At 69.5% G+C, this 20,993-nt stretch carries 23 protein-coding genes; 3 read left to right on the forward strand and 20 right to left on the reverse strand.

All coding sequences use genetic code 11. The features are described 5' to 3' along the window. Positions 1-3 precede the first annotated feature (3 nt). The 8 genes from HFL01S_RS10280 to HFL01S_RS10315 all read right to left on the reverse strand — a co-directional run bounded on the left by HFL01S_RS10280 (position 4) and on the right by HFL01S_RS10315 (position 7,470). Complete coding sequence (locus HFL01S_RS10280; protein ID WP_066258051.1) at positions 4-864, reverse strand: carbohydrate ABC transporter permease; 861 nt, start codon at positions 862-864, stop codon at positions 4-6. Then, on the reverse strand, positions 854-1,732 hold the full coding sequence (locus HFL01S_RS10285; RefSeq protein ID WP_066258052.1) for a carbohydrate ABC transporter permease: 879 nt from the start codon (positions 1,730-1,732) through the stop codon (positions 854-856). The genes HFL01S_RS10280 and HFL01S_RS10285 overlap by 11 nt, the downstream gene beginning before the upstream one ends. Then, a complete protein-coding gene (locus HFL01S_RS10290; protein WP_066258054.1) occupies positions 1,729-3,012 on the reverse strand; it encodes an ABC transporter substrate-binding protein in 1,284 nt (427 codons plus the stop codon). Before HFL01S_RS10290 ends, HFL01S_RS10285 begins: the two co-directional genes overlap by 4 nt. Before the next feature lie 103 nt (positions 3,013-3,115). Then, the gene (locus tag HFL01S_RS10295) at positions 3,116-4,366 is read right to left on the reverse strand and encodes an ABC transporter substrate-binding protein (RefSeq protein WP_066258056.1); all 1,251 of its coding nucleotides are present in this window, start codon (positions 4,364-4,366) and stop codon (positions 3,116-3,118) included. 166 nt (positions 4,367-4,532) lie between these two features. Then, complete coding sequence (gene glk / locus HFL01S_RS10300; protein ID WP_066258058.1) at positions 4,533-5,513, reverse strand: glucokinase; 981 nt, start codon at positions 5,511-5,513, stop codon at positions 4,533-4,535. Between the two features lie 79 nt (positions 5,514-5,592). Further along, entirely contained in the window at positions 5,593-6,039 is a 447-nt protein-coding gene (trxC, locus tag HFL01S_RS10305; RefSeq protein ID WP_066258059.1) for a thioredoxin TrxC, read from the reverse strand. Between the two features lie 82 nt (positions 6,040-6,121). After that, positions 6,122-6,316, reverse strand: a complete 195-nt coding sequence (locus HFL01S_RS10310; protein WP_066258060.1) for a DUF2905 domain-containing protein — start codon at positions 6,314-6,316, stop codon at positions 6,122-6,124. Between the two features lie 8 nt (positions 6,317-6,324). Continuing rightward, positions 6,325-7,470, reverse strand: coding sequence for a class I SAM-dependent methyltransferase (locus tag HFL01S_RS10315; RefSeq protein ID WP_066258277.1), 1,146 nt, complete (start codon positions 7,468-7,470; stop codon positions 6,325-6,327). A gap of 36 nt (positions 7,471-7,506) precedes the next feature. Between HFL01S_RS10315 and HFL01S_RS10320 the strand changes: the two genes are divergently transcribed. Continuing rightward, entirely contained in the window at positions 7,507-8,298 is a 792-nt protein-coding gene (locus tag HFL01S_RS10320; RefSeq protein ID WP_066258062.1) for an SDR family oxidoreductase, read from the forward strand. Between the two features lie 11 nt (positions 8,299-8,309). Then, entirely contained in the window at positions 8,310-8,687 is a 378-nt protein-coding gene (locus tag HFL01S_RS10325) for a dihydroneopterin aldolase (protein WP_066258064.1), read from the forward strand. A gap of 65 nt (positions 8,688-8,752) precedes the next feature. On the opposite strand, the gene HFL01S_RS10330 is transcribed toward HFL01S_RS10325, so the two are convergent. Then, the gene (locus tag HFL01S_RS10330; protein WP_157538831.1) at positions 8,753-9,178 is read right to left on the reverse strand and encodes a hypothetical protein; all 426 of its coding nucleotides are present in this window, start codon (positions 9,176-9,178) and stop codon (positions 8,753-8,755) included. An 8-nt stretch (positions 9,179-9,186) separates the two neighbouring features. After that, positions 9,187-10,071 carry a hypothetical protein gene (locus HFL01S_RS10335; protein WP_157538832.1) on the reverse strand — a complete coding sequence of 295 codons (885 nt, stop codon included), beginning with the start codon at positions 10,069-10,071 and terminating at the stop codon, positions 9,187-9,189. Between the two features lie 251 nt (positions 10,072-10,322). Between HFL01S_RS10335 and HFL01S_RS10340 the strand changes: the two genes are divergently transcribed. Further along, positions 10,323-10,985, forward strand: a complete 663-nt coding sequence (locus tag HFL01S_RS10340; RefSeq protein ID WP_084383204.1) for a Crp/Fnr family transcriptional regulator — start codon at positions 10,323-10,325, stop codon at positions 10,983-10,985. Here the strand turns inward: HFL01S_RS10340 and HFL01S_RS10345 are convergent. The 10 genes from HFL01S_RS10345 to HFL01S_RS10390 all read right to left on the reverse strand — a co-directional run bounded on the left by HFL01S_RS10345 (position 10,952) and on the right by HFL01S_RS10390 (position 20,972). Then, positions 10,952-11,794, reverse strand: coding sequence for an alpha/beta fold hydrolase (locus HFL01S_RS10345; protein ID WP_066258069.1), 843 nt, complete (start codon positions 11,792-11,794; stop codon positions 10,952-10,954). The two genes, HFL01S_RS10340 and HFL01S_RS10345, sit on opposite strands and share 34 nt — an antisense overlap. A 10-nt stretch (positions 11,795-11,804) precedes the next feature. Continuing rightward, on the reverse strand, positions 11,805-12,695 hold the full coding sequence (locus HFL01S_RS10350; RefSeq protein ID WP_066258071.1) for a SphA family protein: 891 nt from the start codon (positions 12,693-12,695) through the stop codon (positions 11,805-11,807). Positions 12,696-12,744: 49 nt separating this feature from the next. Further along, the gene (locus HFL01S_RS10355) at positions 12,745-13,932 is read right to left on the reverse strand and encodes an ABC transporter substrate-binding protein (RefSeq protein ID WP_157538833.1); all 1,188 of its coding nucleotides are present in this window, start codon (positions 13,930-13,932) and stop codon (positions 12,745-12,747) included. A gap of 12 nt (positions 13,933-13,944) precedes the next feature. Further along, the gene (locus tag HFL01S_RS10360; RefSeq protein ID WP_066258075.1) at positions 13,945-14,709 is read right to left on the reverse strand and encodes a coniferyl-alcohol dehydrogenase; all 765 of its coding nucleotides are present in this window, start codon (positions 14,707-14,709) and stop codon (positions 13,945-13,947) included. Beyond that, positions 14,706-15,686 carry a branched-chain amino acid ABC transporter permease gene (locus tag HFL01S_RS10365; protein WP_084383205.1) on the reverse strand — a complete coding sequence of 327 codons (981 nt, stop codon included), beginning with the start codon at positions 15,684-15,686 and terminating at the stop codon, positions 14,706-14,708. The genes HFL01S_RS10360 and HFL01S_RS10365 overlap by 4 nt, the downstream gene beginning before the upstream one ends. Then, positions 15,683-16,621 carry a branched-chain amino acid ABC transporter permease gene (locus HFL01S_RS10370; RefSeq protein WP_066258077.1) on the reverse strand — a complete coding sequence of 313 codons (939 nt, stop codon included), beginning with the start codon at positions 16,619-16,621 and terminating at the stop codon, positions 15,683-15,685. Before HFL01S_RS10370 ends, HFL01S_RS10365 begins: the two co-directional genes overlap by 4 nt. Continuing rightward, complete coding sequence (locus tag HFL01S_RS10375) at positions 16,618-17,367, reverse strand: ABC transporter ATP-binding protein (protein WP_066258079.1); 750 nt, start codon at positions 17,365-17,367, stop codon at positions 16,618-16,620. The genes HFL01S_RS10370 and HFL01S_RS10375 overlap by 4 nt, the downstream gene beginning before the upstream one ends. After that, on the reverse strand, positions 17,364-18,095 hold the full coding sequence (locus HFL01S_RS10380; RefSeq protein ID WP_157538834.1) for an ABC transporter ATP-binding protein: 732 nt from the start codon (positions 18,093-18,095) through the stop codon (positions 17,364-17,366). The genes HFL01S_RS10375 and HFL01S_RS10380 overlap by 4 nt, the downstream gene beginning before the upstream one ends. A gap of 2 nt (positions 18,096-18,097) precedes the next feature. Then, entirely contained in the window at positions 18,098-19,405 is a 1,308-nt protein-coding gene (locus tag HFL01S_RS10385; protein WP_066258081.1) for an ABC transporter substrate-binding protein, read from the reverse strand. Positions 19,406-19,496: 91 nt separating this feature from the next. After that, positions 19,497-20,972, reverse strand: a complete 1,476-nt coding sequence (locus tag HFL01S_RS10390) for a benzaldehyde dehydrogenase (RefSeq protein WP_066258083.1) — start codon at positions 20,970-20,972, stop codon at positions 19,497-19,499. Between the last annotated feature and the right edge of the window lie 21 nt (positions 20,973-20,993).

Raw genomic sequence — 20,993 nt, forward strand, 5'->3', positions numbered from 1 at the left:
GTTTCAACCTTTGACGGCGCCGGCCGTCAGACCCTTGACGAAGTACTGGCCCGCGAGGACGTAGACCAGCATGGTGGGCAGGCCGGCGATGATCGCCGCGGCCATGTCCACGTTGTAGTTCTTGACACTGCTGGTGGTGTTGGCCATGTTGTTCAGGCCCACGGTCACCGGTTTGCTGTCGGCGCCGCTAAAGGCCACGCCGAACAGGAAGTCGTTCCAGATGTTGGTGAACTGCCAGATCAGCGTCACCATCAGGATGGGCGTGGACATTGGCAGCACGATGCGCAGGAAGATGCGCCAGAAGCCTGCGCCGTCGATGCGCGCGGCGTTCACCAGCTCGCGCGGCACGGCCGTGTAGTAGTTGCGGAAGAACAGCGTCGTGCCGGCCATGCCCGCCAGGCAGTGCACCAGCACCAGCCCGCCGATGGAGCTGGACAGGCCCAGCCAGCCCAGCACCTGGCTCATGGGCAGCAGCACCACCTGGAAGGGCATGAACACGCCGAACAGCAGGAAGCCGAACAGCACCTCCGAACCGCGGAACTTCCACATCGAGAGCACGTAGCCGTTGAGCGCACCCCAGGCGGTGGAGATCAGCACCGCCGGCACCGCCATGAACACCGAGTTCATGAAATAGGGCTTGAGGCCGCGGCAGTCGACACCCGTGCATGCGGTGTTCCAGGCCAGGTGCCAGGCGTCCAGGTTGAGCGAGGTCGGCAGGCTCAGCAGGTTGCCTGCGCGCAGCTGGTCGGCGTCCTTGAACGAGGTGACGACCATCACGTACAGCGGCGCCAGGAAGAACAGCGCCGCCACCAGCAGCAGGCCGTAGGTGAACACGCGGCCGAAGGTCAGGGATTTAGCGGTCATGGGGCTTGCTCCGCAGTTCGCTGTAGAGGTAGGGCACCACGATGGCCGCCACGGTCGCCAGCATCATGGTGGCGCTGGCCGCGCCCAGGCCGATCTGGCCGCGCGTGAAGCTCATGGTGTACATGAAGGTGGCCGGCACGTCGGTCGCGTAACCGGGGCCGCCGGCCGTCAGCGCCATCACCAGGTCGAAGCTCTTGATCGACAGGTGCGACAGCACCAGGATGGTGGAGAACACCACCGGGCGCAGGATCGGCAGGATGATGCGCCAGTAGATCAGCGGCAGCGAGGCGCCGTCGATCTGCGCGGCCTTGATGATGCTGTCGTCGATGCCGCGCAGGCCGGCCAGGAACAGCGCCATCGCAAAGCCGGCCGACTGCCAGATGCCCGCGATCACCACGCAGTAGATGGCGTAGTCGGACTGCACCAGCCAGTCGAAATTGAACGAGGTCCAGCCCAGGTCGTGCATCAGTTTCTGCAGGCCGTCGCTGGGGTTGAGGATCCACTTCCAGGCCGTACCGGTCACGATGAACGACAGCGCCATGGGGTAGAGGTAGATGGTGCGCAGCCAGCCTTCGGCGCGGATCTTCTGGTCCAGGAAGATCGCCAGGATCATGCCGACCAGCATCGAGCCGCCGACGTAGAGCACGCTGAAGATGCCCAGATTCTTGAGCGCCACGTACCAGCGGTCCATGGACCACAGCTGCGCGTACTGCTCCAGGCCCACGAAGTTCTCGTAGTTGGGCAGCATGCGCGAGCCGGTCATCGACAGCACGCCGTTCCAGATCATCAGCCCGTAGATGAAGGCAAAGCCGAGCACGAAGCCCGGTGCGATCACCAGCTTGGGCAGCAGGTTTTCAAAGGATTTCATTGCAGGGACTTCTGTGGGCCGGCCGCCAGGGCCAGCAGTTGTTTCTGTGCGTCATTCACCGACATCTGCGGGTTGTTCCAGAAATCCGAGACCAGCTTGCGCATCTGCGCCTGCTGCCCCGGGGCGAGTGCCATGCCGTGGGCCACCGAGGGCACCAGGGTGCCGGCCTTGGCGGTCTTGCCAAAGTCCTGGGCAGAGACTTTGGCGCATTCGTCGAATTTGTCCATGGCCACGTTCTGCCGCACCGGGATCGAGCCCTTGCGCAGGTTGAAACGCTCCTGGAAGTCCTGCCCCATCAGCAGATAGGCCAGGTAGCCCTGCGCCTTCTGTGCCTCCCAGGCCTTGAGCTGGAACATGGCGAAAGAATCGACGTTGTAGGTGAAGGCTTCGGCCGTGCCCGGCGCGGGGAAGCAGCGGAAGTCCTTGCCCGGCTGCTGGCCGGCGGCGAGGAACTCGCCCTTGGCCCAGTCGCCCATGAACTGGAAGCCGGCCTTGCCCTTGATGACCAGGTCGGTGGTGGCGTTCCAGTCGCGGCCGGGCGAGGCTGCATCGACATAGCCGCGCAGGCGCCGGAAGGTGTCGAGCGAACGGCGCATGGTGTCGCTGCCCAGGGCCTGCGTATCCAGCTTCACCAGGGCCGCGTCGTAGAACTTCGCACCGCCCACGCCCAGCACCACCGACTCGAAGGTGGTGAAGTCCTGCCAGTCCTGGCCACCGTGGGCCAAGGCGATCAGGCCGGCCGCGCGCACCTTGTCGGCGGCCTTGAAGAATTCGTCGAAATTGCGCGGCGCCTCGTTCACGCCCGCCTGGCGCAGCACCTCGGCGTTGGCCCAGAGCCAGTTCACCCGGTGCACGTTGACCGGCACGGCCACGTAGCGGCCCTTGTGCTTCATCTGGTCGGCCACCACCTTGGGCAGCACCTCGTCCCAGCGGTCAAAGGAGGCCATGGCGTCGAGGTTGGTCAACGCGCCCAGCGCCGCCCACTCCTGGATCGCCGGCCCCTTGATGTTGGCCGCGGCCGGCGGGTTGCCCGCCAGCACACGCGCCTTGAGCACGTCCATGGCGTTCTGCCCGCCGCCGCCCACCACCGCGAAGTCTTTCCAGCTGTGGCCGCGCTGCGCCATCAGGCCCTTGAGCTCGGCCAGCGACTTGGCCTCGCCGCCCGAGGTCCAGTAGTGCAGCACCTCGACCTCACCCGCCCGGACACCGGAGCCGGTGGCCAGCAGCAGCGATGCCAGCAGCGGTGCACACGCGCGACGAAAGCCTGTGTAGTGACGCATGGTGAAGCTGAAAAAGGGGTGGCAGGCGCCCGGCGGGCAACACCCGTCCCCACCCACCCCGGTGGCGGGGCGGGCGAAGGCCGGGCGAGGCTCCGGACGGGGCTTACTTGGTGGTCGCGGCCTTGGCGATGTTCTTCACACCGTCGGCAACCGAGATCTTGTCGTCGTTCCAGAACTGGCTGACGGCGTCCTTGATGGCGCCTTCAGCGGCCGGGCTGACGGCCATGCCGTGGGCGATCGAGGGCACCAGGCCACCGCTCTTGGCGGTGTCGACGAAGTCCTTGCTGGAGAGCTTGGCGCAGTCGTCGAACTTGTCCATCTTCATGCCCAGACGGACCGGGATGGAGCCCTTGTTCAGGTTGAAGACTTCCTGGAACTCGTTGCCCATGATGGCAGCGGCCAGGTCGCCCTGGGCCTTCTGGGCGGAGGCGTCCTTGAGCTTGAACATCGCGAACGAGTCGACGTTGAAGGTGTAGGCGTTGCCCGTGCCCGGGGCAGCGGCGCAGATGTAGTCCTTGCCCGGCACCTTGCCGGCGGCGGTGAACTCGCCCTTGGCCCAGTCACCCATGAACTGGAAGGCGGCCTTTTCCTGGATCACCATGACCGTGGCCAGGTTCCAGTCGCGGCCCGGGGCGGCGGGGTCGGTGTAGGACTTGATCTTGCGGAAGGTTTCCAGCGACTTGGTCATGGTCGGGCTGGTCAGGGCCTTCTGGTCGAGCTTGACCAGGGCGTCCTGGTAGAACTTGGCGCCACCGACGCCCAGCACCACCGATTCGAAGGTGGTGAAGTCCTGCCAGTTCTGGCCACCGTGGGCCACGGGGATCAGGCCGGCGGCCTTGACCTTGTCGGCGGCGGCGAAGAACTCGTCCCAGGTCTTGGGGGCGTTGGCCACACCGGCCTTCTTCAGCACATTGGCGTTGGCCCACATCCAGTTGACGCGGTGCACGTTCACCGGCGCGGCGACGTAGTTGCCCTTGTACTTCATCACGTCGGCGACCACGCCGGGCAGCAGGCTGTCCCACTTCTCGGCCTTGGCGACGGCGTCCAGGTTGGCCAGCACACCTTCGTTCGCCCATTCCTGGATGCCCGGGCCCTTGATCTGGGCGGCGGCGGGCGGGTTGCCGGCGACGACGCGGCTCTTCAGGACGGTCATGGCGGCATCGCCACCGCCGCCGGCCACGGCGAAGTCCTTCCAGGTGTGGCCCTTGCCCTGCATGATCTTCTTGAGCTCGCCGACCGACTTGGCCTCACCGCCCGAGGTCCACCAGTGCAGCACTTCCACCTCGCCGGCGATGGCGGCGGAGCCGGCCATCACGAAGGCGGCGGCGGCAGCGAGTTTCGACAGTTTCATCATCATGTCTCCAGTAAAGAAGGGACGCCGCACGCGAGGGCGTGCACGGCGCGGAACCATCCAGAGCGGCACCATGCCGCCGGATGTCTGTAATTTATCTTTAATTAAAGAAATATTACATCCGCAGAAACCCGAAGTCCCTGCCCGCCCCTTCGCTGGTGACAAAGTTTCAGCGGTGGCCGTCCAGCGCGCGGGCCGCGCCCAGCAGCGCGGGCGACTGGGCCGAGGTGATGACCCAGACCGGCATGCCCTGCAGCAGGCCGGTGAAGCGGCCCTTGTTGTCGAAACGCTCGCGGAACGGCGATGCATCGAACCAGGCCCCCAGGCGGGGCACGATGCCGCCGCCCACGTACACGCCGCCGCGCGCGCCCAGCGTCAGCGCCAGGTTGCCGGCCACCGAACCGAGCATGGCGCAGAAGATATTCAGCGTTTCCAGCGCCTGCGGGTGGCCGGCCTTGAGCGCGGCCTCGCTCACCGCGCTGGCGCTGTCCAGGCCCTGCGCCGCCACACCGTCGGCCTCGCAGAGGATGGCGCAGGTGTCCACCAGCCCCTGGCCACAGCACACGCGCTCGGCCGAGGCGTGGCCGTAGCGGCGGATCAGGCCGTCCATGACGGTGCGCTCGCGCGCCGTGGTCGCCGGCAGCGTGACGTGACCGCCCTCGCCTTCGAGCGGCACCCAGCCGCCGTGGCCGTCGGGCAGCAGGCCGGAGACACCCAGCCCGGTGCCGGCGCCGACCAGGCCCATGGCCACGCCGGGCACGGCTTTGCCGCCACCGACCTGGCGCAGCTCGGCCGCCGGCAGGTCCGGCAGGGCCAGGGCCAGGGCGGTGAAATCATTGAGCAGGCGCAGCGTGCGCAGGCCGAACTCGGCCTTGAGGGCGGACTGGGAGAAGGCCCAGTCGTGGTTGGTCATGCGGACCATGTCGCCGGTGATCGGGTTGGCAATCGCGATGGCCACCGCCGCGGGTGCTCCGCGGCCCAGCCCGTCGAGGTAGGCGTGCATGGCGGCCTGCAGCGTGGGGTAGTGCGCGCCGGGCAGCACCTTTACATCGGTGATGGGCGCGCCGGGCGCGGCCTGCCAGGCGAAACGGGCGTTGGTGCCGCCGATGTCGGCCAGCAGCCGGGCGGTGTCGGATGGGGTCTGGAGCATGGCGTCGGTTCCGGAAAAGGTCCCGGAATTATGCCGGAGCTGTAACCAAATTACAGCCGCCCTGCCCCTTGCGGGGGCTTCAGCCCAGGTGCGAGCGGGTCCAGCGCACGATGTCGGCGGCGCCCATGGCGCCCGGCTGGCGCGCCACCTCGCGGCCGTTCACGAACAGCGCCAGCGTCGGGATGCTGCGGATGTTGAGCCGCGCGCCCAGCGCCTGCGCCTCTTCGGTGTTGACCTTGGCCAGGCGCACATGGGGCTCCAGCTGTCTGGCCGCGGCCTCGAACTGCGGCGCCATCATGCGGCAGGGGCCGCACCAGGGCGCCCAGAAATCCACCAGCACCGGCAGCTGCGAGCGCGCGATGTGCTTCTCGAACGCCGCCTCGTCCAGCGCGACCGGGTGGCCATCGAACAGCGGGCGGTGGCACTTGCCGCAATCGGGCGTGGCCGACAGATCGGCCGGCGCCACGCGGTTGGTGGTGTGGCAGTGCGGGCAGACGACGTGCAGGGATTCGGTGGCGACGGTCATGGGCAGGCTCCAGGGGTTTGCGGGCAGATGGGGACCGCCTGCACCACTTCAAGAGACACCCCGCCGGGTATGCGACGGACGCTCAGATCAGCTGGCCGATCAGGCTGGCGATGAAGCTCAGCAGGATGGTGGTGGTCAGCGGTATGAACCACTCGCGGCCGAAGGCCTTGAAGCGCAGGTCGCCCGGCAGCTTGCCGAAACCCAGCTTGTGCAGCAGCGGCGTGAACCAGCTGATCAGCAGCAGGGCCAGGAAGATGACGATCATCCAGCGGATCACGGCGGCTCCTACAGGCGGTGGGTGCGGTCGCCCGCAGAGAAGCCGATGGGATCCCAGCCTTCCGCACTGGGCGCCGGTGCCAGGCCGATCACCTTGAACAGCTCGCCCATCTCGTGCTCATTGACCAGCTTGGAGAGCATGGCGTTCTCGCGCGGGCCGGCGTCCTTCGCCACCTCCAGCAGGCCGCAGTTGATCAGGAAGCGCCCCTGCGAGGTGTAGCCCAGCACCGCCATGCCGGCGTCCTGCGCGGCCAGCGCGATGCCGGTGAAGTTGACGTGCGCGGTGATGTCCTTGAGGCCCAGGTCGGTCAGCGGGTCATCGTCGCTGCGGTGCGCGCGGTGGCAGATCAGCGTGCCCATGTGGCGCTGCGGATGGTAGTACTCGGCTTCGGGGAAGCCGTAGTCGATGAAGAAGGCCGCGCCGCGCACCAGGCGTTCGGCCAGCGTGCGGACGAAGGCCTCGCCCTGCGGGTGGATTTCGGTCAGGTAGTCGTGCGGGCCTTCGATGTCCAGCGGTGGCCGCAGCGCGGTCGGCCGGTCGGCCCAGGCCAGGCTGACGCCGTCCGCCAGCGCCACACCGCGCTCGTGCCAAGTGCCGTCGTCCTGCCCGCCCACGCGGCGCAGCAGCTGCACCGGCATCGCGTCCAGCACCTCGTTGCCGATCACCACGCCGTCGAACACCGCGGGCAGCCGGTCGGCCCAGACCACACGGTCCGCATGGCGTGCCAGCGTGGCCTGCTGGCGCTCGCGCAGGCTGCCCGAGAGGTCGACGATGGTGTAGCGGCGCGGCGCCTGGCCCAGCGCCGTGAGCGCGTCCAGCAGCTGCAGTGCGAGCGCGCCGGTGCCGGCGCCGAACTCCCAGACCTCGTCGGTGCCCGTGGCGGCCAGCGCCTGCGCCACCTGGCGCGCCAGGGTGTGGCCGAACAGCGGCGAGAGCTCGGGCGCGGTCACGAAGTCGCTGCCCTGGCCGGCCACGCCCTCGGGCATCTGACCGAACTTCGGCGTGGCGTTGGCGTAGTAGCCCAGCCCCGGCTCGTACAGGGCGATGGCCATGAAGCGGTCGAAGGGCAGCCAGCCACCGGCCTCGCGGATGGCCTCGGCCACGCGTTCACGCAGGGCGCTCGTTACACTGCCGGGCTGGTTCACTGTGTCGATGTTCACACGCCGATTGTCCAGGATCGACCGCCCACCATGTCCGGAACTGCCCCCCTCCCCCCGAACCCCGTCCGCACCGCGCTGGTCACCGGTGCCGGCAAGCGCCTGGGCCGCGAGATCGCGCTCACGCTGGCCCGCGCCGGTTGGAACGTGGCTGTGCACTTCCGGCAGTCGGCCGCCGAAGCCGGGCAGACCGCGCGCGACTGCGACGCGCTCACCGGCCGCGCGGGCAGCGCCGCCACCTTCGGCGCCGACCTGGCCGACGAGTCCGCGGTGCGTGCCCTGCTGCCGGCCGTGGTGGCGCACTTCGGCGCGGTTGACGCTGTCGTCAACAGCGCCTCGCTGTTCGAACACGACGACGTCACCAGCTTCGGTTTTGCCAGCATGGAAACCCACCTGCGCAGCAACACCGGCGCGCCCATCCTGCTGGCGCAGGCGCTGCACGAGCACCTGGGCGCGCGCGATGCGGACGGCGCGGTGGTCAACCTGCTGGACCAGAAGCTCTGGAACCTCAACCCGGACTTCCTGAGCTACACCCTCTCCAAGGCGGCGCTCGAAGCGGCCACCGGCATGCTGGCGCTGGCGCTGGCGCCGCGCGTGCGCGTGGTGGGCGTGGCGCCGGGCCTGACGCTCACCAGCCACCTGCTGTCGGACGAGAAGTTCCAGGCGCTGCACCGGCAGTCGCCGCTGGGCCGCTCGTCCACCCCGGAAGACGTGGCCGCCACCGTGGCCTTCGCGCTGCACAACCGGTCCATCACCGGCACCACGCTGCTGGTCGACGGCGGCCAGCACCTGATGCGCTTCGAGCGCGACTTTTCGATGATGTGAGGCGGACGCCCATGAACACCCCGAACTACGCCGGCACCCAGATCCTCACGCTCACCGGGCTGCGCTTCGACGCCAACCTGGGCATCCTGGAGCACGAGAAGACCAGCCCGCAGCCCATCCAGGTGGACGCCGAGCTCAACCAGGGCACCCAGCCCCTGCTGCCGCACGACGACGACATCAGCCACGTGCTGGACTACCGCAAGGTGCGCCAGATCATCATCGACGAGTGCACCGCCGAACACGTCAACCTGCTGGAGAGCCTGATCGGCAAGCTCACGCGGCGGCTGATGCAGCTGCCCGGCGTGATCGGCGTGCGGGTGAAGATCGCCAAGCTGGAGATCTTCGAGGACTGCGAGGTCGCGATCCGGATGGAAAGCGGGCAGTGGTGATCAGGCCGGCGCCGCCGGTGGGGCCACCACATTGAGGCTCGCCCCCGAGCACCGGTGGGCCCAGTTCACAGCGCACCACTGCGCAGCGTGAGCTTCGGGGTCAACACCCTGTCCACAGAAAGTGGCAATGGCCCGAACTTGCGTTCCATCTGCGGACGCAGCCAGCACACGGCGAGAAAGCGGATCGATTCGGGTCGGCTGTTGGCGCGGAACTCGTCGAGCTTCATGCGGTGGGCGGACTCCCCGGCGTAGATCACCCTGGCCAGCCTGCGAACGTTGTTGGTCGCCGTGGTGCCGATCCATTCAAGACAGTTGCTGGGCAGCTTGTTTCCGTACGCCTTGATGATTTCGTAGCTCAGGTCGTCCAGCACGGCCACCACCAGGTTGTCCATGTCGCCCGCCAGCCGGTCCATCACCTCCTGATGCGACGCGAATCTCGACAGCTGGTCGGGAGGCCGGGTGGTGGAGCGCAGCAGCTGACGGGTTTCCATGCTCATCATCAGAGGTCCCAGGCCAGCGAGGCGTCCGCGCCGTGGAAGGCCACCCGGTACAGCTCGGTGAGTTGCTCCGCCAGCCGGACCGCGCAGGGCGCGTCTTCACCCACACCGATGGCCAGGCGCATCACCTCCCCGCAGCTGGCGTCGAGCAGCAGCTCCAGCTGGGCGCCCCTGGAGGGAATGTGGCCCGCGATTTCCGCCCGCGCCGCCAGGAAATGCCGCCCGGCCAGCCAGGAGAAGGGCGCGTCGCCCATCTTCAGCAACATGGAAGCGACCCGCCAGGGCATGCCGAGCATCGGCACCGGCTCCACGCCGGACAGCTTCAACAGGTCCAGCGTTTCTTCCCAGAGCCTGGCCAGCTCGGTCCGGCCCGAGCGGCTCCCGAGCCAGTCCTCCATCGACCGCCCCGAGACCAGCACGCACAGCGCGGCCAGCTGCAGCAGCGTCTGGCCCCATTGCACCGCCCGCATGTCCGGCCTCAGATCCACCGCGTACCCTGCCCGCTCGAAACAGCCCTGCCACAGCGCCAGGCGGCTGTTGGCGGTGAGGTACAGCAAGGGCGTCACCGGCCCGCCAGTGACCGGCGGCTGAGGGGCCACCGCGCCGGGCCGGAACACGCAGCGGATCCACTGAAGCCCGGGGGCTGCGTTCGCGGTCCATGCCAGACGCCGGATTCCGGGCAGCAGGGCGATGACCGGCGTTCCGGGCGCCACCAGACGCTCCAGCCGCTGGGCCTCACCGACCGCGCGGTCCGGGTCCACACCGAACAGCACCAGGTCCGCCGCATCGCCAGAACGGTCCGTCGGTGACCCCATCCCGACCGTCCCACCGTCCACGCTGGCCAGAAACGTCACGGACACGCCCGCCGCCCGCAAGGCCTGTCCCATCTGGACGGCGCCTCTCTGACGACCCACAACAAGCACGTGATTCGGGTTCAATTCCATTGCTGCAGGACCTCGTCATCCCGTTAGATTGACCATTCATCGCAATGAGCCTGGGGCATCGACCCATACCACCTAAGAACTACATTGCTTGACCAGTGCACCCACTTTGCCCAAGCCAACTTAGTTCGACTGTCAAACTTTGGACAATTTACGGACTATCCCGTACATGTCTTTAATTCTCTGTTCATGCTTTTATGAAAACAGTCACACTCCGGCGCGCCCTCTGCGCCGACCGCTGGTTTCAGGCGTGTCCTGAAGAACTGCAGACGGCGCTCATCAGGCTCGGTCGGTCCCGACGGCTGGCGCATGGCGAGCCCCTCTTCCGCGTGGGAGACCAGGACCAGGGGCTGTTCTGTGTGCTGCAAGGGGCTGTTCTGGTCAGCAACATCAACCAGGAAGGCAAGGTTTCTGTGCTGTCCCAGGTGGAGCCGGTGCAGTGGTTTGGCGAGATGGCCACGCTCGACCGGGGTCCACGCCATTTTTCCGCCCACGCCAACGCAGAGGCCGAGGTGCACTGCGTGGACGGCCCCGGGCTGGAAGAGTGGCTGAACGCCCACCCGCAGCACTGGCGGCACATCGGGATTCTGGCCAGCGCCAAGCTGCGCGTGGCCCTGGACGTGCTGCAGGAAGCCGCCTTTCTGTCGCTGGAGCAGCGCATCCTCAAGCGGCTCGAACGGATCGCGTCGGGCTACGGCAGCCGGGTCACGCCCCAACGGCATGTCAAGGTCCCCCAGGAAGTGATCGCCCAGATGATGGGCATCAGCCGCCAGAGCGCCAACAAGGCGCTCAAGACCCTTGAAGAGTCGGGTTTCATCGCCAGGAACTACGGGATGGTCGAGCTGCTGACCAAGGCCTGAAGCAGGCGGTCGAACCGCGCCGGCTGTTCCAGCTGCGGCGTGTGCCCGCAGTCGGCCAGCACCACCAGCTCCGACCCGCTAGCAAGCGTGTGCGCACGGCGCGAATGCGCCACCGGCAAAACCACATCGTGTTCGCCATGCACGATCAGCACGGGCAGACCCGGCAGTTGACGCAGGATGTCGTGCGAGCGCTGCCACACCCCGGCGTGCTGCCCGCGCAGCGAGGTGAGCCCGCGCAGCAGGGCCAGGAAATGCCGGCCGCCGCCCGGCCGCTGCACGTTGCGCTCGATCGCGGCCCGGACCTCGGGGGTGATCGCTTCAGGGCGGTGCACGATGGCCTTGATCTGCTGCGCCACCGCGCTCGGCCCTGGCTTGTTCATCAGCTCCCCCAGCAGCGGCAGCGTCATGAGCCGGAAGGCGCCGAACACCTCGGCCCCCAGGGCGGCCGAATTGGCCAGCAGCAGCGACGCCGCGCGCGCCGGCACCTGGGCGGCCATGCGCAGGGACATGGCCGCGCCCAGTGAGTTGCCCACCAGGTGGGCCCGGTCCACGCCCAGATGATCGAGCAACCGCCAGGCCACCGCGGCCTGGCCTTCCAGACTCATGGCGTCCGCCCGCTCGTCCGACAGCCCATGGCCGGGCAGGTCCCAGGCGATCAGGCGCAGGGACTGGCCCAGCGTGTCGAACTGCCGGTGACAGAACTCCAGCGACTCGCCAATGCCGTGCGTCATCAGCACGGCAGGGCCGGCGCCCCCGCTGTCGCGGTAGCGCACCCGGGTGCCGTCGATGTGGGCGAACTGTTCAGCCATGGGCGCTCCTTCAGAAGGGAATGGTGGTCTTGATCCAGAACGAGGTGCCCTCGGTGCGCGAGCGCACCGAGAACTCCTTGCTCAGCTTGGCGGTGATGAACCAGCCCTTGCCGCTGTCGTACTTCAGGTTCGGGCCGAGGGCGTAGGAGCGGCCCTTGTTGCCGCGAACGGTCTCGCCGTGTTGCCGGTCATCGCTCAGCTGCTGGTAGAGGTGGCCGCCCACGCCCACCACCCACCCGTTGCCCAGGCCCCAGCCCAGCGCGTAGTCGATGTTGAGTTCGGTGCCCGAGCGGTAACCCGTGTCCTTGTTGGTCCGGTTGAAGCTCATGCCGATCTTGGCGTCGGCGTTGAACCCGGCCGGGTCGATCCGGGACACCAGATAGGCCGGTTGCAGGGCGGCGTAGTTGCGGCCGATGTTCACCGGCTTCGCGGCGTCGTACTTGCCAACCGGCAGCACCAGGTCCAGCGCCAGCACGCTGTGCAGCTGCGGCGAGTGGTGCCAGGCCACGCCGGTGCCCAGGCTCACATCCCCGAGGCCCGAGGCCGAGTTGCTCTGCCCTGTGGCGCTGACCTTCACGCTGACCAGCGGCAGGATGGCGTGGGCCACCACATTCCCGCCCAGCAGGGGCTGTTGCGTGGACCAGGCGATGCGCGTCGCCGCGGCGGTGGCCCGGACCTTGAAGCCGGGCACCGGCACGGCGTTGCCCTGGCCGTCGTTGAGGCGGTCGGCGCTGTACACGTTCACGTACTCCAGCACGTAGACGCCGGGGGGCGGTGCCGCACCGGCCAGGTGGTTCTCGGCGCCGACGGGGTAGCTCGATCCGCCGCCTTCGGTGGCGAAGCTCGCCGAAGTGGCGCTCAGCAGGGCCAGGGCGGCCAGGGACAGGGTCGTCTTGTTCATACAGTCTCCTCTTGTGGTTGAAAGAACTCGGGTTGAAAAAAATCGGTGTTCAAGGTGGGCCGGCGGCCAGGGGCGGCGCCTGGATCCAGACGGGGGCGGCGATCTTCCAGAGCCCGTTGCGCCAGACGACGGGCAGGCTGGCGCGGTTGGGCGCGTGGGCCTGGGCGGGCCCCACATGGAAGGGCATGCCCAGGAACGAGAGCGGGGTCGGCGGCAGCTCGCGCAGGGCCTGGGTGAACGAGGCGCGGGAGACGGGGCCATTGATCCCACGCGCCACACGCACGAACAGCTGCGCCGAGACATAACCGCCCTGCGACAGCGCACTCAGCGGGAGGTTGCCCTCGCGCATCACGCGCTTCCAGTCCAGCATCGCCAGCGAGGCGCTCTGCCAGGGCTCGAACTCGGCCATGGCGTGCATGCGCGCCTGGGGGTCGCGAATGGCCTTGGCCACCCGGTCGGTGTAGGCCGGGGTGAGGAAGATCCAGTCGACCTCGCCAAGGCCCTGCTTCTGCGCCTCGTCCAGCCAGCGCAGCACGGTGGGCTCGTGGCCGGTGAACACGATGGCACCGCAGCGGCGCGCCAGGCGTTCGCGGACGGCGGCGGCGAAGTCGGCGTCGGGTGCGATGAAGGCCACATCGTCCAGCGCGGCCTTGAGGGCCGGCTTGAGCCGGGCCAGCGCGCGCTGGTAGCCACTGGCCATGCCGGGCAGGTCCAGGACCGTCAGGCAGACCCGCTGCTGCTTGAGCTGCTCCACCGCATAGGCGACGGCGTTCTCCAGACCCAGGTAAGGCCCGTTGTTCATGGGCACGATGTGCGACGACGCGAAGCATTCGGGCGCCACCGAGGCTCCCTGCAGCGACACCAGGCCGGCGGCCGCGTAGGCGGCGGCGTTGACCGGGCAGTCGAACAGGCCCGAACCACCGACCAGGGCCACCACCTCGGGGTCGGCGATCAGCCGGCGCGCGGCGCTGGCCGCGGTCTGCGGGTTGGGGCCTTCGTCCAGCGACACGTATTCGATGCGCCGGCCGTTCACCCCGCCGGCGGCGTTGACGGCGTCGAAGTAGCGCCGCGCCGCCTGAGAGGACTCAGGAAAGCCCGCCTGAACGCCCAGCGCGCTCACCGCGCCCACGCGGATGGGGCGGTCGCTCTGGGCCAGCGCCACCGTGGCGCAGGCGGCAGCCAGCAGCGCGCCGGCCATCCAGCGCCAGGCCGACCGTACAGAGGGAAGCGACCGCACGCCCGTCTCCGCTCAGATGTAGGTGGAGGCCAGCCCGCCGTCCACCGGCAGGTTGATGCCGCTGACCCAGCGCGAGGCGTCGCTGCACAGGAAGGCGATCACCGGCGCCACCTCGTCGCTGAAGGCGGGGCGCTTCATGCGGTGGGCGTCCTTCTCCACGCGCTCGTTGCCCAGCATCTGCACGAAGTCGCCCAGGATGGGGGTGAACACCGGGCCGGGCGCCACACAGTTCATGCGCACGTTGTGCTGCATGAAGATCGGCTGCGACTGGGTGTAGGTCCAGACGATCAGCGCTTCCTTGAAGTACTGGTAGCAGGTCTCCTGCGGCACCGGGTGCTGGTCCAGCCAGGCCTGGCCGTCGGCGAACGAGGCGGTCTGCCCCAGCGCGCGGTGCGGCTCCAGCCGGGCCGGCCACTCGGCACCCAGGATGGACGAGATGTTGACCACGCTGCCGCCGGACATGCGGTCCAGCAGGCCCAGGGTGAGGTGGCGCAAGCCCAGGTAGTTGACCTTGGCCACCAGGTCCACCGGCGCCGTGCCCGGCACACCGGCGATGTTGCACAGCGCGTCGATGCGTTCGGGCAGCTGGGCGATAGCGGCGTCGATGGCCGCGGGTGTGGACAGGTCGGCCTTGACGAAGCCGTCCAGGGTCAGCATGGGGTCGTTGCGGTCGACGCCGATCACGCGGGCGCCCTGCAGGCGCAGCAGCTTGGCGGTGTCGCTGCCGATGCCCGAACTGACGCCGGTGATGACGATGGTTTTGCCTTGCACGCTCATGGTGTGGAACTCCTTGGGAGGTTGGGGATGGAAAGGGAGGGATCGGTGGCGGGCGTGGCGGCCTGACGGGCGCGCCAGTCGTCCCAGACGCCGGCCAGCCCGCGCGGCAGCCACAGCGCAAAGACCGCGGCCACCACGCCGATGCCGGCGAGGTACCAGGCGCCCAGGTGGCCCAGGCTTTCCTGCAGCACGAACAGCAGCAGCGCGCCGAGCAGCGGCCCCCACTGGCTGCGCAGGCCGCCGACCAGGGCCATGAAGAGCATCAGCACCGACCACTGCACGCCGAAGTTGGTGCGCGGCAGGAAGGTGATGGCCGAGGCCAGCCAGGCCACGCCGGCCAGCGCCGCGCCGAAGGACGCCAGCACATAGACCCGGCGCCGCGTGGGCGTGACGCGCACGCCCAGCGAGGCCGCCGCCTCGTCGTCTTCGCCGATGGCGCGGGTGGCGGTGCCGACCGCGCTGCGCAGCAGCCAGGCGGTGACGAGCAGCATGAGCACCAGCGAGCCCAGCGCCATCCAGAAGCCGAGGTTGCGGCGCAGCTCGGGTTCGACCGCATTGAGCGCGATCAACGAGGTCCCGGTCTCGCCCTGCACCAGCGGGTCGAGCATCACGCCGATGCGGATCACCTCGGCCACCACCCAGGTGGCGATGGCGAACTCGCCGTCCTTGAGCCGCAGCACGAAGAAGGACAGGCCCCAGGCCACCAGCGCCGCGCCCACGGCACCCGCGAACAGCGCCGGGTAGGCGGCCCAGCCGCCGTCGACCAGCCGCAAGGCGAAGTAGGCGCCGAGACCGAAGAAGGCCTGCTGGCCGACCGATACCAGCCCCGCCTGCCCCGCCAGCAGTCCCCAGGTGGACGCCAGCAGCATGAAGATGAACAACGTGGTGAGCTTGTCGATGGCATTGGCCCCCAGGAACAGGGGCAGCGCGGCCAGCGCCAGGGCGGCGGCCAGCGTCCATGAGAATTGGTGTTTCATGGCTGCGCCTCCAGGGTCTTGGCCACCCCCGTGGGCGCGGCCGCCGGGCGCCGCGCCACGGGCCAGACCGACAGCCCCAGGCCGTGCCGGTGCTGGCTCCACAGCCGGCCGCCCAGCACCGCCAGGAACAGCAGGTGCCCGCCCAGCTGGAATCCCTGGGGCGAGACCAGCGCTCCGAAGCTCTGTGCCAGACCCAGCAGCACGCCACCCAGCAACGTGCCCCAGAGCGAGCCGATGCCGCCGATGACCACCGCCTCGAACGCCATGATCAGCAGCAGCGGCCCGCCATAGGGTTCGATGGTGGCGCGGGTGGCCAGCATGGCGCCGGCCAGCGCCGCCAGCGCCACCGAGATGGCCGCGGCGGCGCGGTGCACGCCGGCCGCGTCCACCCCACACAGGGCGGCGGCCTCGGCGTCGGACGAGGCGGCGCGGATGGAACGGCCCAGCCGCGTCTTGTTCAGCAGCAGCTGCAGCCCGGCCAGCACCGCCACACCCAGCACCAGGGTCAGCACCGGCAACTGGCCGACGACGACGTCGCCCGGCAGCGTCCAGCTGGCCCAGGACAGCTCACCCAGCGCATCGGCCAGCGAGCGCGACTCGGAGCCGAACAGGCCATACAGGCCGTTCTGGATCAGCGCGCCCAGGCCCATGGTCACCAGCAGCGGCAGCAGCACGCCCGAGCGCAGCGTGCGCGCCAGCACCCACTTCTGCAGCAGCATGCCGACCGCGCCCATGGCGGGCACCGTGACCAGCACCGCGAGCCAGGGCGACCAGCCCAGGCCCACCAGCCACAGCACGCCGAAGGCGCCGGCCATGGCCAGGTCGCCATGCGTGAGGTTGATGATGCGCATGACGCCGAACATCAGCGAGAGTCCGGCCGCCAGCACGGCGTAGTAGCCCCCCAGCAGGGTGCCTTGAATGAGGGAGTCGATCATGCGGCGTGCTCCATGCCGAAATAGGCGTCGGTGACGGTCTGGCGGTCGAGCCCGGCGGCGGGCGCGGCCAGCACGATGCGGCCTTCGCGCAGGCACAGCACCCGGTCGGCGAAGGCCATGGCGCGCCCCAGGTCCTGCTCGACCAGCAGCAGGGTGGTGCCGGCCTGCAGCCGCAGCTCGGCCAGGTGGGCATAGACCTCGTCCACCGCGCGCGGCGACAGGCCCAGCGAGACCTCATCGATCAGCAGCACGCGCGGGTTGGTCATCAGTGCGCGGGCGATGGCGGCGGCCTGCCGCTGGCCGCCCGAGAGCGCGCCGGCGGGCCGGTTCATCAGGGGCGCCAGCGCGGGCAGCGCCTGCACCACCCGTTCGATGGTCCAGCCGGCGCTGGGCTCGCGCCGCCCGCCGCGGTGCTCCTGGGCCAGCAGCAGGTTCTCGCGCACCGTCATGTCGGCGAACAGGCGCCGGCCCTCGGGCACCAGGGCCAGACCCTGCTGCACCCGGCGGTGCGCCGGCAGCGCGGTCACGTCGGCGCCGGCCAGCTGGACGCTACCCCCGCTGGCGGGGTGCACACCCGCCAGGGTGCGCAGCAGCGTGGTTTTACCGGCGCCGTTGGAACCCACCAGGGCCACCACCTCGCCGGCCTTCAACTGCAGCGAGACCTCACGCACCGCGACCAACTGGCCGTGGCCGGCGCTGAGGTGGTGAGCCTCCAGCAGCACGGGGCATGCATCGTTCTGGTTCATGCCGCCACCCCGCCCAGATAGGCCTCGACCACCCGCGGGTCGCCCATCACCGTGTGCGGGTCGCCCTGCGCCAGCACGGTGCCGGCGTCCATGCAGACCAGCCGGTCCACCACCTTGAGCAGGGCGTGCAGCACGTGCTCGATCCAGACCACCGTCAGCCCCTCGTCGCGCAGCGAGGCCACCAGGGCCGAGAGCGTGTGCAGTTCCGCCTCGGTCAAGCCGCCGCCGATCTCGTCGAGCAGCAGCACGCGAGGCTGTGTGGCCAGCGCGCGCGCCAGCTCCAGCCGCTTGCGGTCCATCAGGCCCAGGCTGGCCGCCGGGCGCTGGCTCAGGTCCGCCAGCCCGCAGCGCTCCAGGCTGCGCCGCACCGCCGCCTCGGCCTCATGCCCGCGCAGGGCGGCACCGTGCTGGGCGGCCACCAGGGTGTTCTCGTACACGCTCAGGCCCAGGAAGGGCCGCGGCACCTGGTGCGTGCGCGCGATGCCGGCGCGGCAGCGGCGCGCGGCGTCCCAGGTGTCGATGGCCTGGCCGTCGAACACCACGCGCCCGCCACTGGCCGGCAGGGTGCCCGCCAGCACGCCGAACAGCGTGGTCTTGCCGGCGCCGTTGGGGCCGACCACCCCCAGCGCCTCGCCGCGGCGCAGGCGCAAGTCCACACCGTGCAGCACCTGCAGGCGGCCGAAGTGCTTGCACACGCCTTCGGCTTCGAGGATGAGGGTCTCCGACACGTTCAGGCCCCGAGCTGATAAGGCTTCATCGCAGCCGTCAGCGGCACCTTCGGGTGGTCGGCGTTGGAGACGATCTCCAGCCCGAACTTGTTGGCCCCGCCCTTGCCGCGCAACCACTGCACGCCCACCAGGCCGGTGGTGGCGCAGTTGGGCACCGGGCCGGCCGTGAAGTCGACCGGACCCACCGCGGTGTCGGCCTTCAGGCGCGACATGGCCTGCGCCAGCGAGGCGCGGTCCTTCGGGTCGGCGGCGCTGCGCAGCGTGGCGACGGCGGCGTCGAACAGCGAGGCGGTGGCGCCGATCTGCTGGTTCCAGGCCTTGCCGCTGGCCTTTTCGTAGGCGTCGGCCAGCTGCGTGCTGCTCAGGCCGGTGGCCGGCGACGAGAAGGGAAAGCTGCGGTGCCAGTAGGCGCCCGCGTGCAGGCCGTGGCCCAGCTGGCCCAGCGCTTCGAGCTCGGCTGCGAACAGACCGGCCTTGGCCATCTGCACCACCTTGACCTGCTTGGCCAGCCCGCGCTGGGCCGCCTGGCGCCAGAACACCGCGAAGTCGGGCGGGAACGGAAAGGTGTTGAATGTCTCGACGCCTTCCTTGCGGAACATCGCGATCTGGGCAGAGAAGTCGGTCAGGCCGTTCTGGTAGGGGCCAGCGTCGACCACGGTGAAGCCGGCCTTCTGCAGCGCGGGAATCAGCAGGCCGCGGATGGCGTTGCCGTCGGCATCGGCGGGCAGCAGCATGCCCACCTTCTTGTTCGTCTCCACCTTGCTCCACTGGTCGGTGTAGAGCTTGGCGAAGTTGCCCACGCCGAAGCAGAAGTGGTAGGTCCACTTGAAAGGCGAGGGCTCGCCGGGCTTGGCGCCGCGGCCGAAATAGAAGGCCTCCCAGGGGCTGGTGGTCGAGAGCGCGGGCACGCCAGCCGCCTCGCAGGCGTCGGCCACCGGGTTCACCGTCTCGGGCGTGGAGGTGGACAGCACGAAGTCCACCTTGTCGCTGTTGATCAGCTCCTTGGCCATGGCGGCGGCGCGCACCGGGTTGCTCTGCGTGTCCTTGGCGATGAACTCGACGGCGTAGCGCTTGCCGCCGGCCTCGATGCCACCGGCCAGCTGCTTGCGCACCTGCTCGAGCACGAAGCCGTCGCCCTCGCCGAACAGGGCCAGCGGGCCCGAGCGCGGGCTGACCACGCCGATGCGCAGGGTGTGGCCCTGGGCGCGGGCGAGCAGAGGGAAGGCACCAAGGCCTGCAGCGGCCAGGCCGGCGGAAAGAACATGGCGGCGCGATGCGCCACCCTCGGAACGGGGTGTCTGAACAGTCATGTTTGTCTCCTGCCGGCGCATCGCGGCGCCGGTCCGTGCTGTTGAAAAACCGGGGGGTCACCACCCGGCGCCCGCCGGGTGGTGGTGGGGGTCAGAACGGGTACTGCGGCAGGGCGGCCTTGACCGTCCACCACTGCCAGCGCGTGTACTCGTCGATGTCGGCCGGGCCACCGACCGCGCTGCCGTTGCCACCCAGGCCGGGGCCGCCGAAGGGGTTGGTGCAGTCGTCGTTGACGGTCTGGTCGTTGATGTGGACCATGCCGGCGTTCAGCCGCTCGCCGATGGCCATGGCGCGGCCCACGTCGCGGCTGATCACCGCGGCGGCCAGCCCGCCCTGGCTGGTGTTGGCCAGGGCCACCGCCTCGTCGTCCGAGCCGAAGGTCACCAGGTTCACCACCGGGCCGAAGGGCTCCTCGTCGAAGCTGCGCATGCCGGGCTTCACACCCGAGAGCACCGTGGGCTTGTAGCAAAGGCCCTCGTGCGTGCCGCCGGCTTCCAGCGTGGCGCCCTGCTTGACGGTGTCCTGCACGACGGCGTCGAAGTGCGACAGCTGCTTCTGGTCGATCAGCGGGCCCAGGGCGACCTGGCCGCTGGCGCCGTCGCCCACCGGCAGGTGCGTGGCCTTGCCGACCAGGCGGGCCTTCAGACTGTCGGCGATGGACGCATGCACCAGCACGCGGTTGCTGGCCATGCAGATCTGGCCCTGGTGGAACCAGGCGCCGAAGGCGGCGGCGCTGGCGGCGGCGTCCAGATCGGCGTCTTCCAGAACGATCAGGTTGTTGGCGCCGCCGAGCTCCAGCGACACCTTCTTGAGGTGTTTGCCGGCCAGCTCGCCGATGCGCCGCCCCACGCCGGGCGAACCGGTGAAGGCGATCATGGGCACCTTCGGATCGATCACCAGGGCCTCGCCCGCCTCGGCGTGGCCCGGCAGCACCTGCAGCACGCCGGCCGGCAGACCCGCCTCCTGGAACACCCGCGCGATGATGAAACCGCCGCTGGCGGGCGTGCGCACATCGGGCTTGAGCACCACCGCGTTGCCCAGCGCCAGGGCGGGCGCCACCGAGCGCAGGCTCAGGATCAGCGGGAAGTTGAAGGGCGAGATCACACCCACCACGCCGTGCGGCACCCGGCGCGCGATCGACAGGCGGCCCGGTGTGCTGGGCAGCACCTGGCCCTGCGCCTGCATCGGCAGGGCGGCGGCCAGGCGGCACAGCACCACGGCCTCGCGCACCTCGTGCTGGCCCTTGGGGATGATGCCGCCGGTTTCGCGGGCAATCATCAGCGCCAGCTCGTCGAAGTGCTGCTCGAACAGCGCGGCGGCCTTGAGCAGGATGGCCGCACGGTCGCGCGGCGGCGTGGCGGCCCAGGCGGCCTGTGCGGCGTGGGCACGGCCGATGGCGGCGCTCATGTCGGCGCCACTGGCCACGCCGGTGCGCCACAGCGGCTGACCGGTCGCCGGCTCCACCACGTCCTGGCTGACGGCCAGGCGCGTGCTCCAGCCGCCGTCGAAGGCGGTGCCGTTCCAGCAGGCCGCGTCGGCCCAGTTGATGTGTTCCGCAACACCCATGTGATGTCTCCTTTGGTTGAG

It is taken from the genome of Hydrogenophaga flava NBRC 102514 (genome assembly GCF_001571145.1).
In the GTDB taxonomy this organism is placed as follows: Bacteria; Pseudomonadota; Gammaproteobacteria; order Burkholderiales; family Burkholderiaceae_C; genus Hydrogenophaga; species Hydrogenophaga flava.

Bases quoted from the DNA above. Each gene is read 5' to 3' on its own strand.
- HFL01S_RS10280 (WP_066258051.1), bottom strand. From the start codon at position 864: ATGACCGCTAAATCCCTGACCTTCGGCCGCGTGTTCACCTACGGCCTG.
- HFL01S_RS10285 (WP_066258052.1), bottom strand. From the start codon at position 1,732: ATGAAATCCTTTGAAAACCTGCTGCCCAAGCTGGTGATCGCACCGGGC.
- HFL01S_RS10290 (WP_066258054.1), bottom strand. From the start codon at position 3,012: ATGCGTCACTACACAGGCTTTCGTCGCGCGTGTGCACCGCTGCTGGCA.
- HFL01S_RS10295 (WP_066258056.1), bottom strand. From the start codon at position 4,366: ATGATGAAACTGTCGAAACTCGCTGCCGCCGCCGCCTTCGTGATGGCC.
- glk (WP_066258058.1), bottom strand. From the start codon at position 5,513: ATGCTCCAGACCCCATCCGACACCGCCCGGCTGCTGGCCGACATCGGC.
- trxC (WP_066258059.1), bottom strand. From the start codon at position 6,039: ATGACCGTCGCCACCGAATCCCTGCACGTCGTCTGCCCGCACTGCCAC.
- HFL01S_RS10320 (WP_066258062.1), top strand. From the start codon at position 7,507: ATGTCCGGAACTGCCCCCCTCCCCCCGAACCCCGTCCGCACCGCGCTG.
- HFL01S_RS10325 (WP_066258064.1), top strand. From the start codon at position 8,310: ATGAACACCCCGAACTACGCCGGCACCCAGATCCTCACGCTCACCGGG.
- HFL01S_RS10330 (WP_157538831.1), bottom strand. From the start codon at position 9,178: ATGGAAACCCGTCAGCTGCTGCGCTCCACCACCCGGCCTCCCGACCAG.
- HFL01S_RS10335 (WP_157538832.1), bottom strand. From the start codon at position 10,071: ATGGGACAGGCCTTGCGGGCGGCGGGCGTGTCCGTGACGTTTCTGGCC.
- HFL01S_RS10340 (WP_084383204.1), top strand. From the start codon at position 10,323: ATGAAAACAGTCACACTCCGGCGCGCCCTCTGCGCCGACCGCTGGTTT.
- HFL01S_RS10345 (WP_066258069.1), bottom strand. From the start codon at position 11,794: ATGGCTGAACAGTTCGCCCACATCGACGGCACCCGGGTGCGCTACCGC.
- HFL01S_RS10350 (WP_066258071.1), bottom strand. From the start codon at position 12,695: ATGAACAAGACGACCCTGTCCCTGGCCGCCCTGGCCCTGCTGAGCGCC.
- HFL01S_RS10360 (WP_066258075.1), bottom strand. From the start codon at position 14,709: ATGAGCGTGCAAGGCAAAACCATCGTCATCACCGGCGTCAGTTCGGGC.
- HFL01S_RS10365 (WP_084383205.1), bottom strand. From the start codon at position 15,686: ATGAAACACCAATTCTCATGGACGCTGGCCGCCGCCCTGGCGCTGGCC.
- HFL01S_RS10370 (WP_066258077.1), bottom strand. From the start codon at position 16,621: ATGATCGACTCCCTCATTCAAGGCACCCTGCTGGGGGGCTACTACGCC.
- HFL01S_RS10375 (WP_066258079.1), bottom strand. From the start codon at position 17,367: ATGAACCAGAACGATGCATGCCCCGTGCTGCTGGAGGCTCACCACCTC.
- HFL01S_RS10385 (WP_066258081.1), bottom strand. From the start codon at position 19,405: ATGACTGTTCAGACACCCCGTTCCGAGGGTGGCGCATCGCGCCGCCAT.
- HFL01S_RS10390 (WP_066258083.1), bottom strand. From the start codon at position 20,972: ATGGGTGTTGCGGAACACATCAACTGGGCCGACGCGGCCTGCTGGAAC.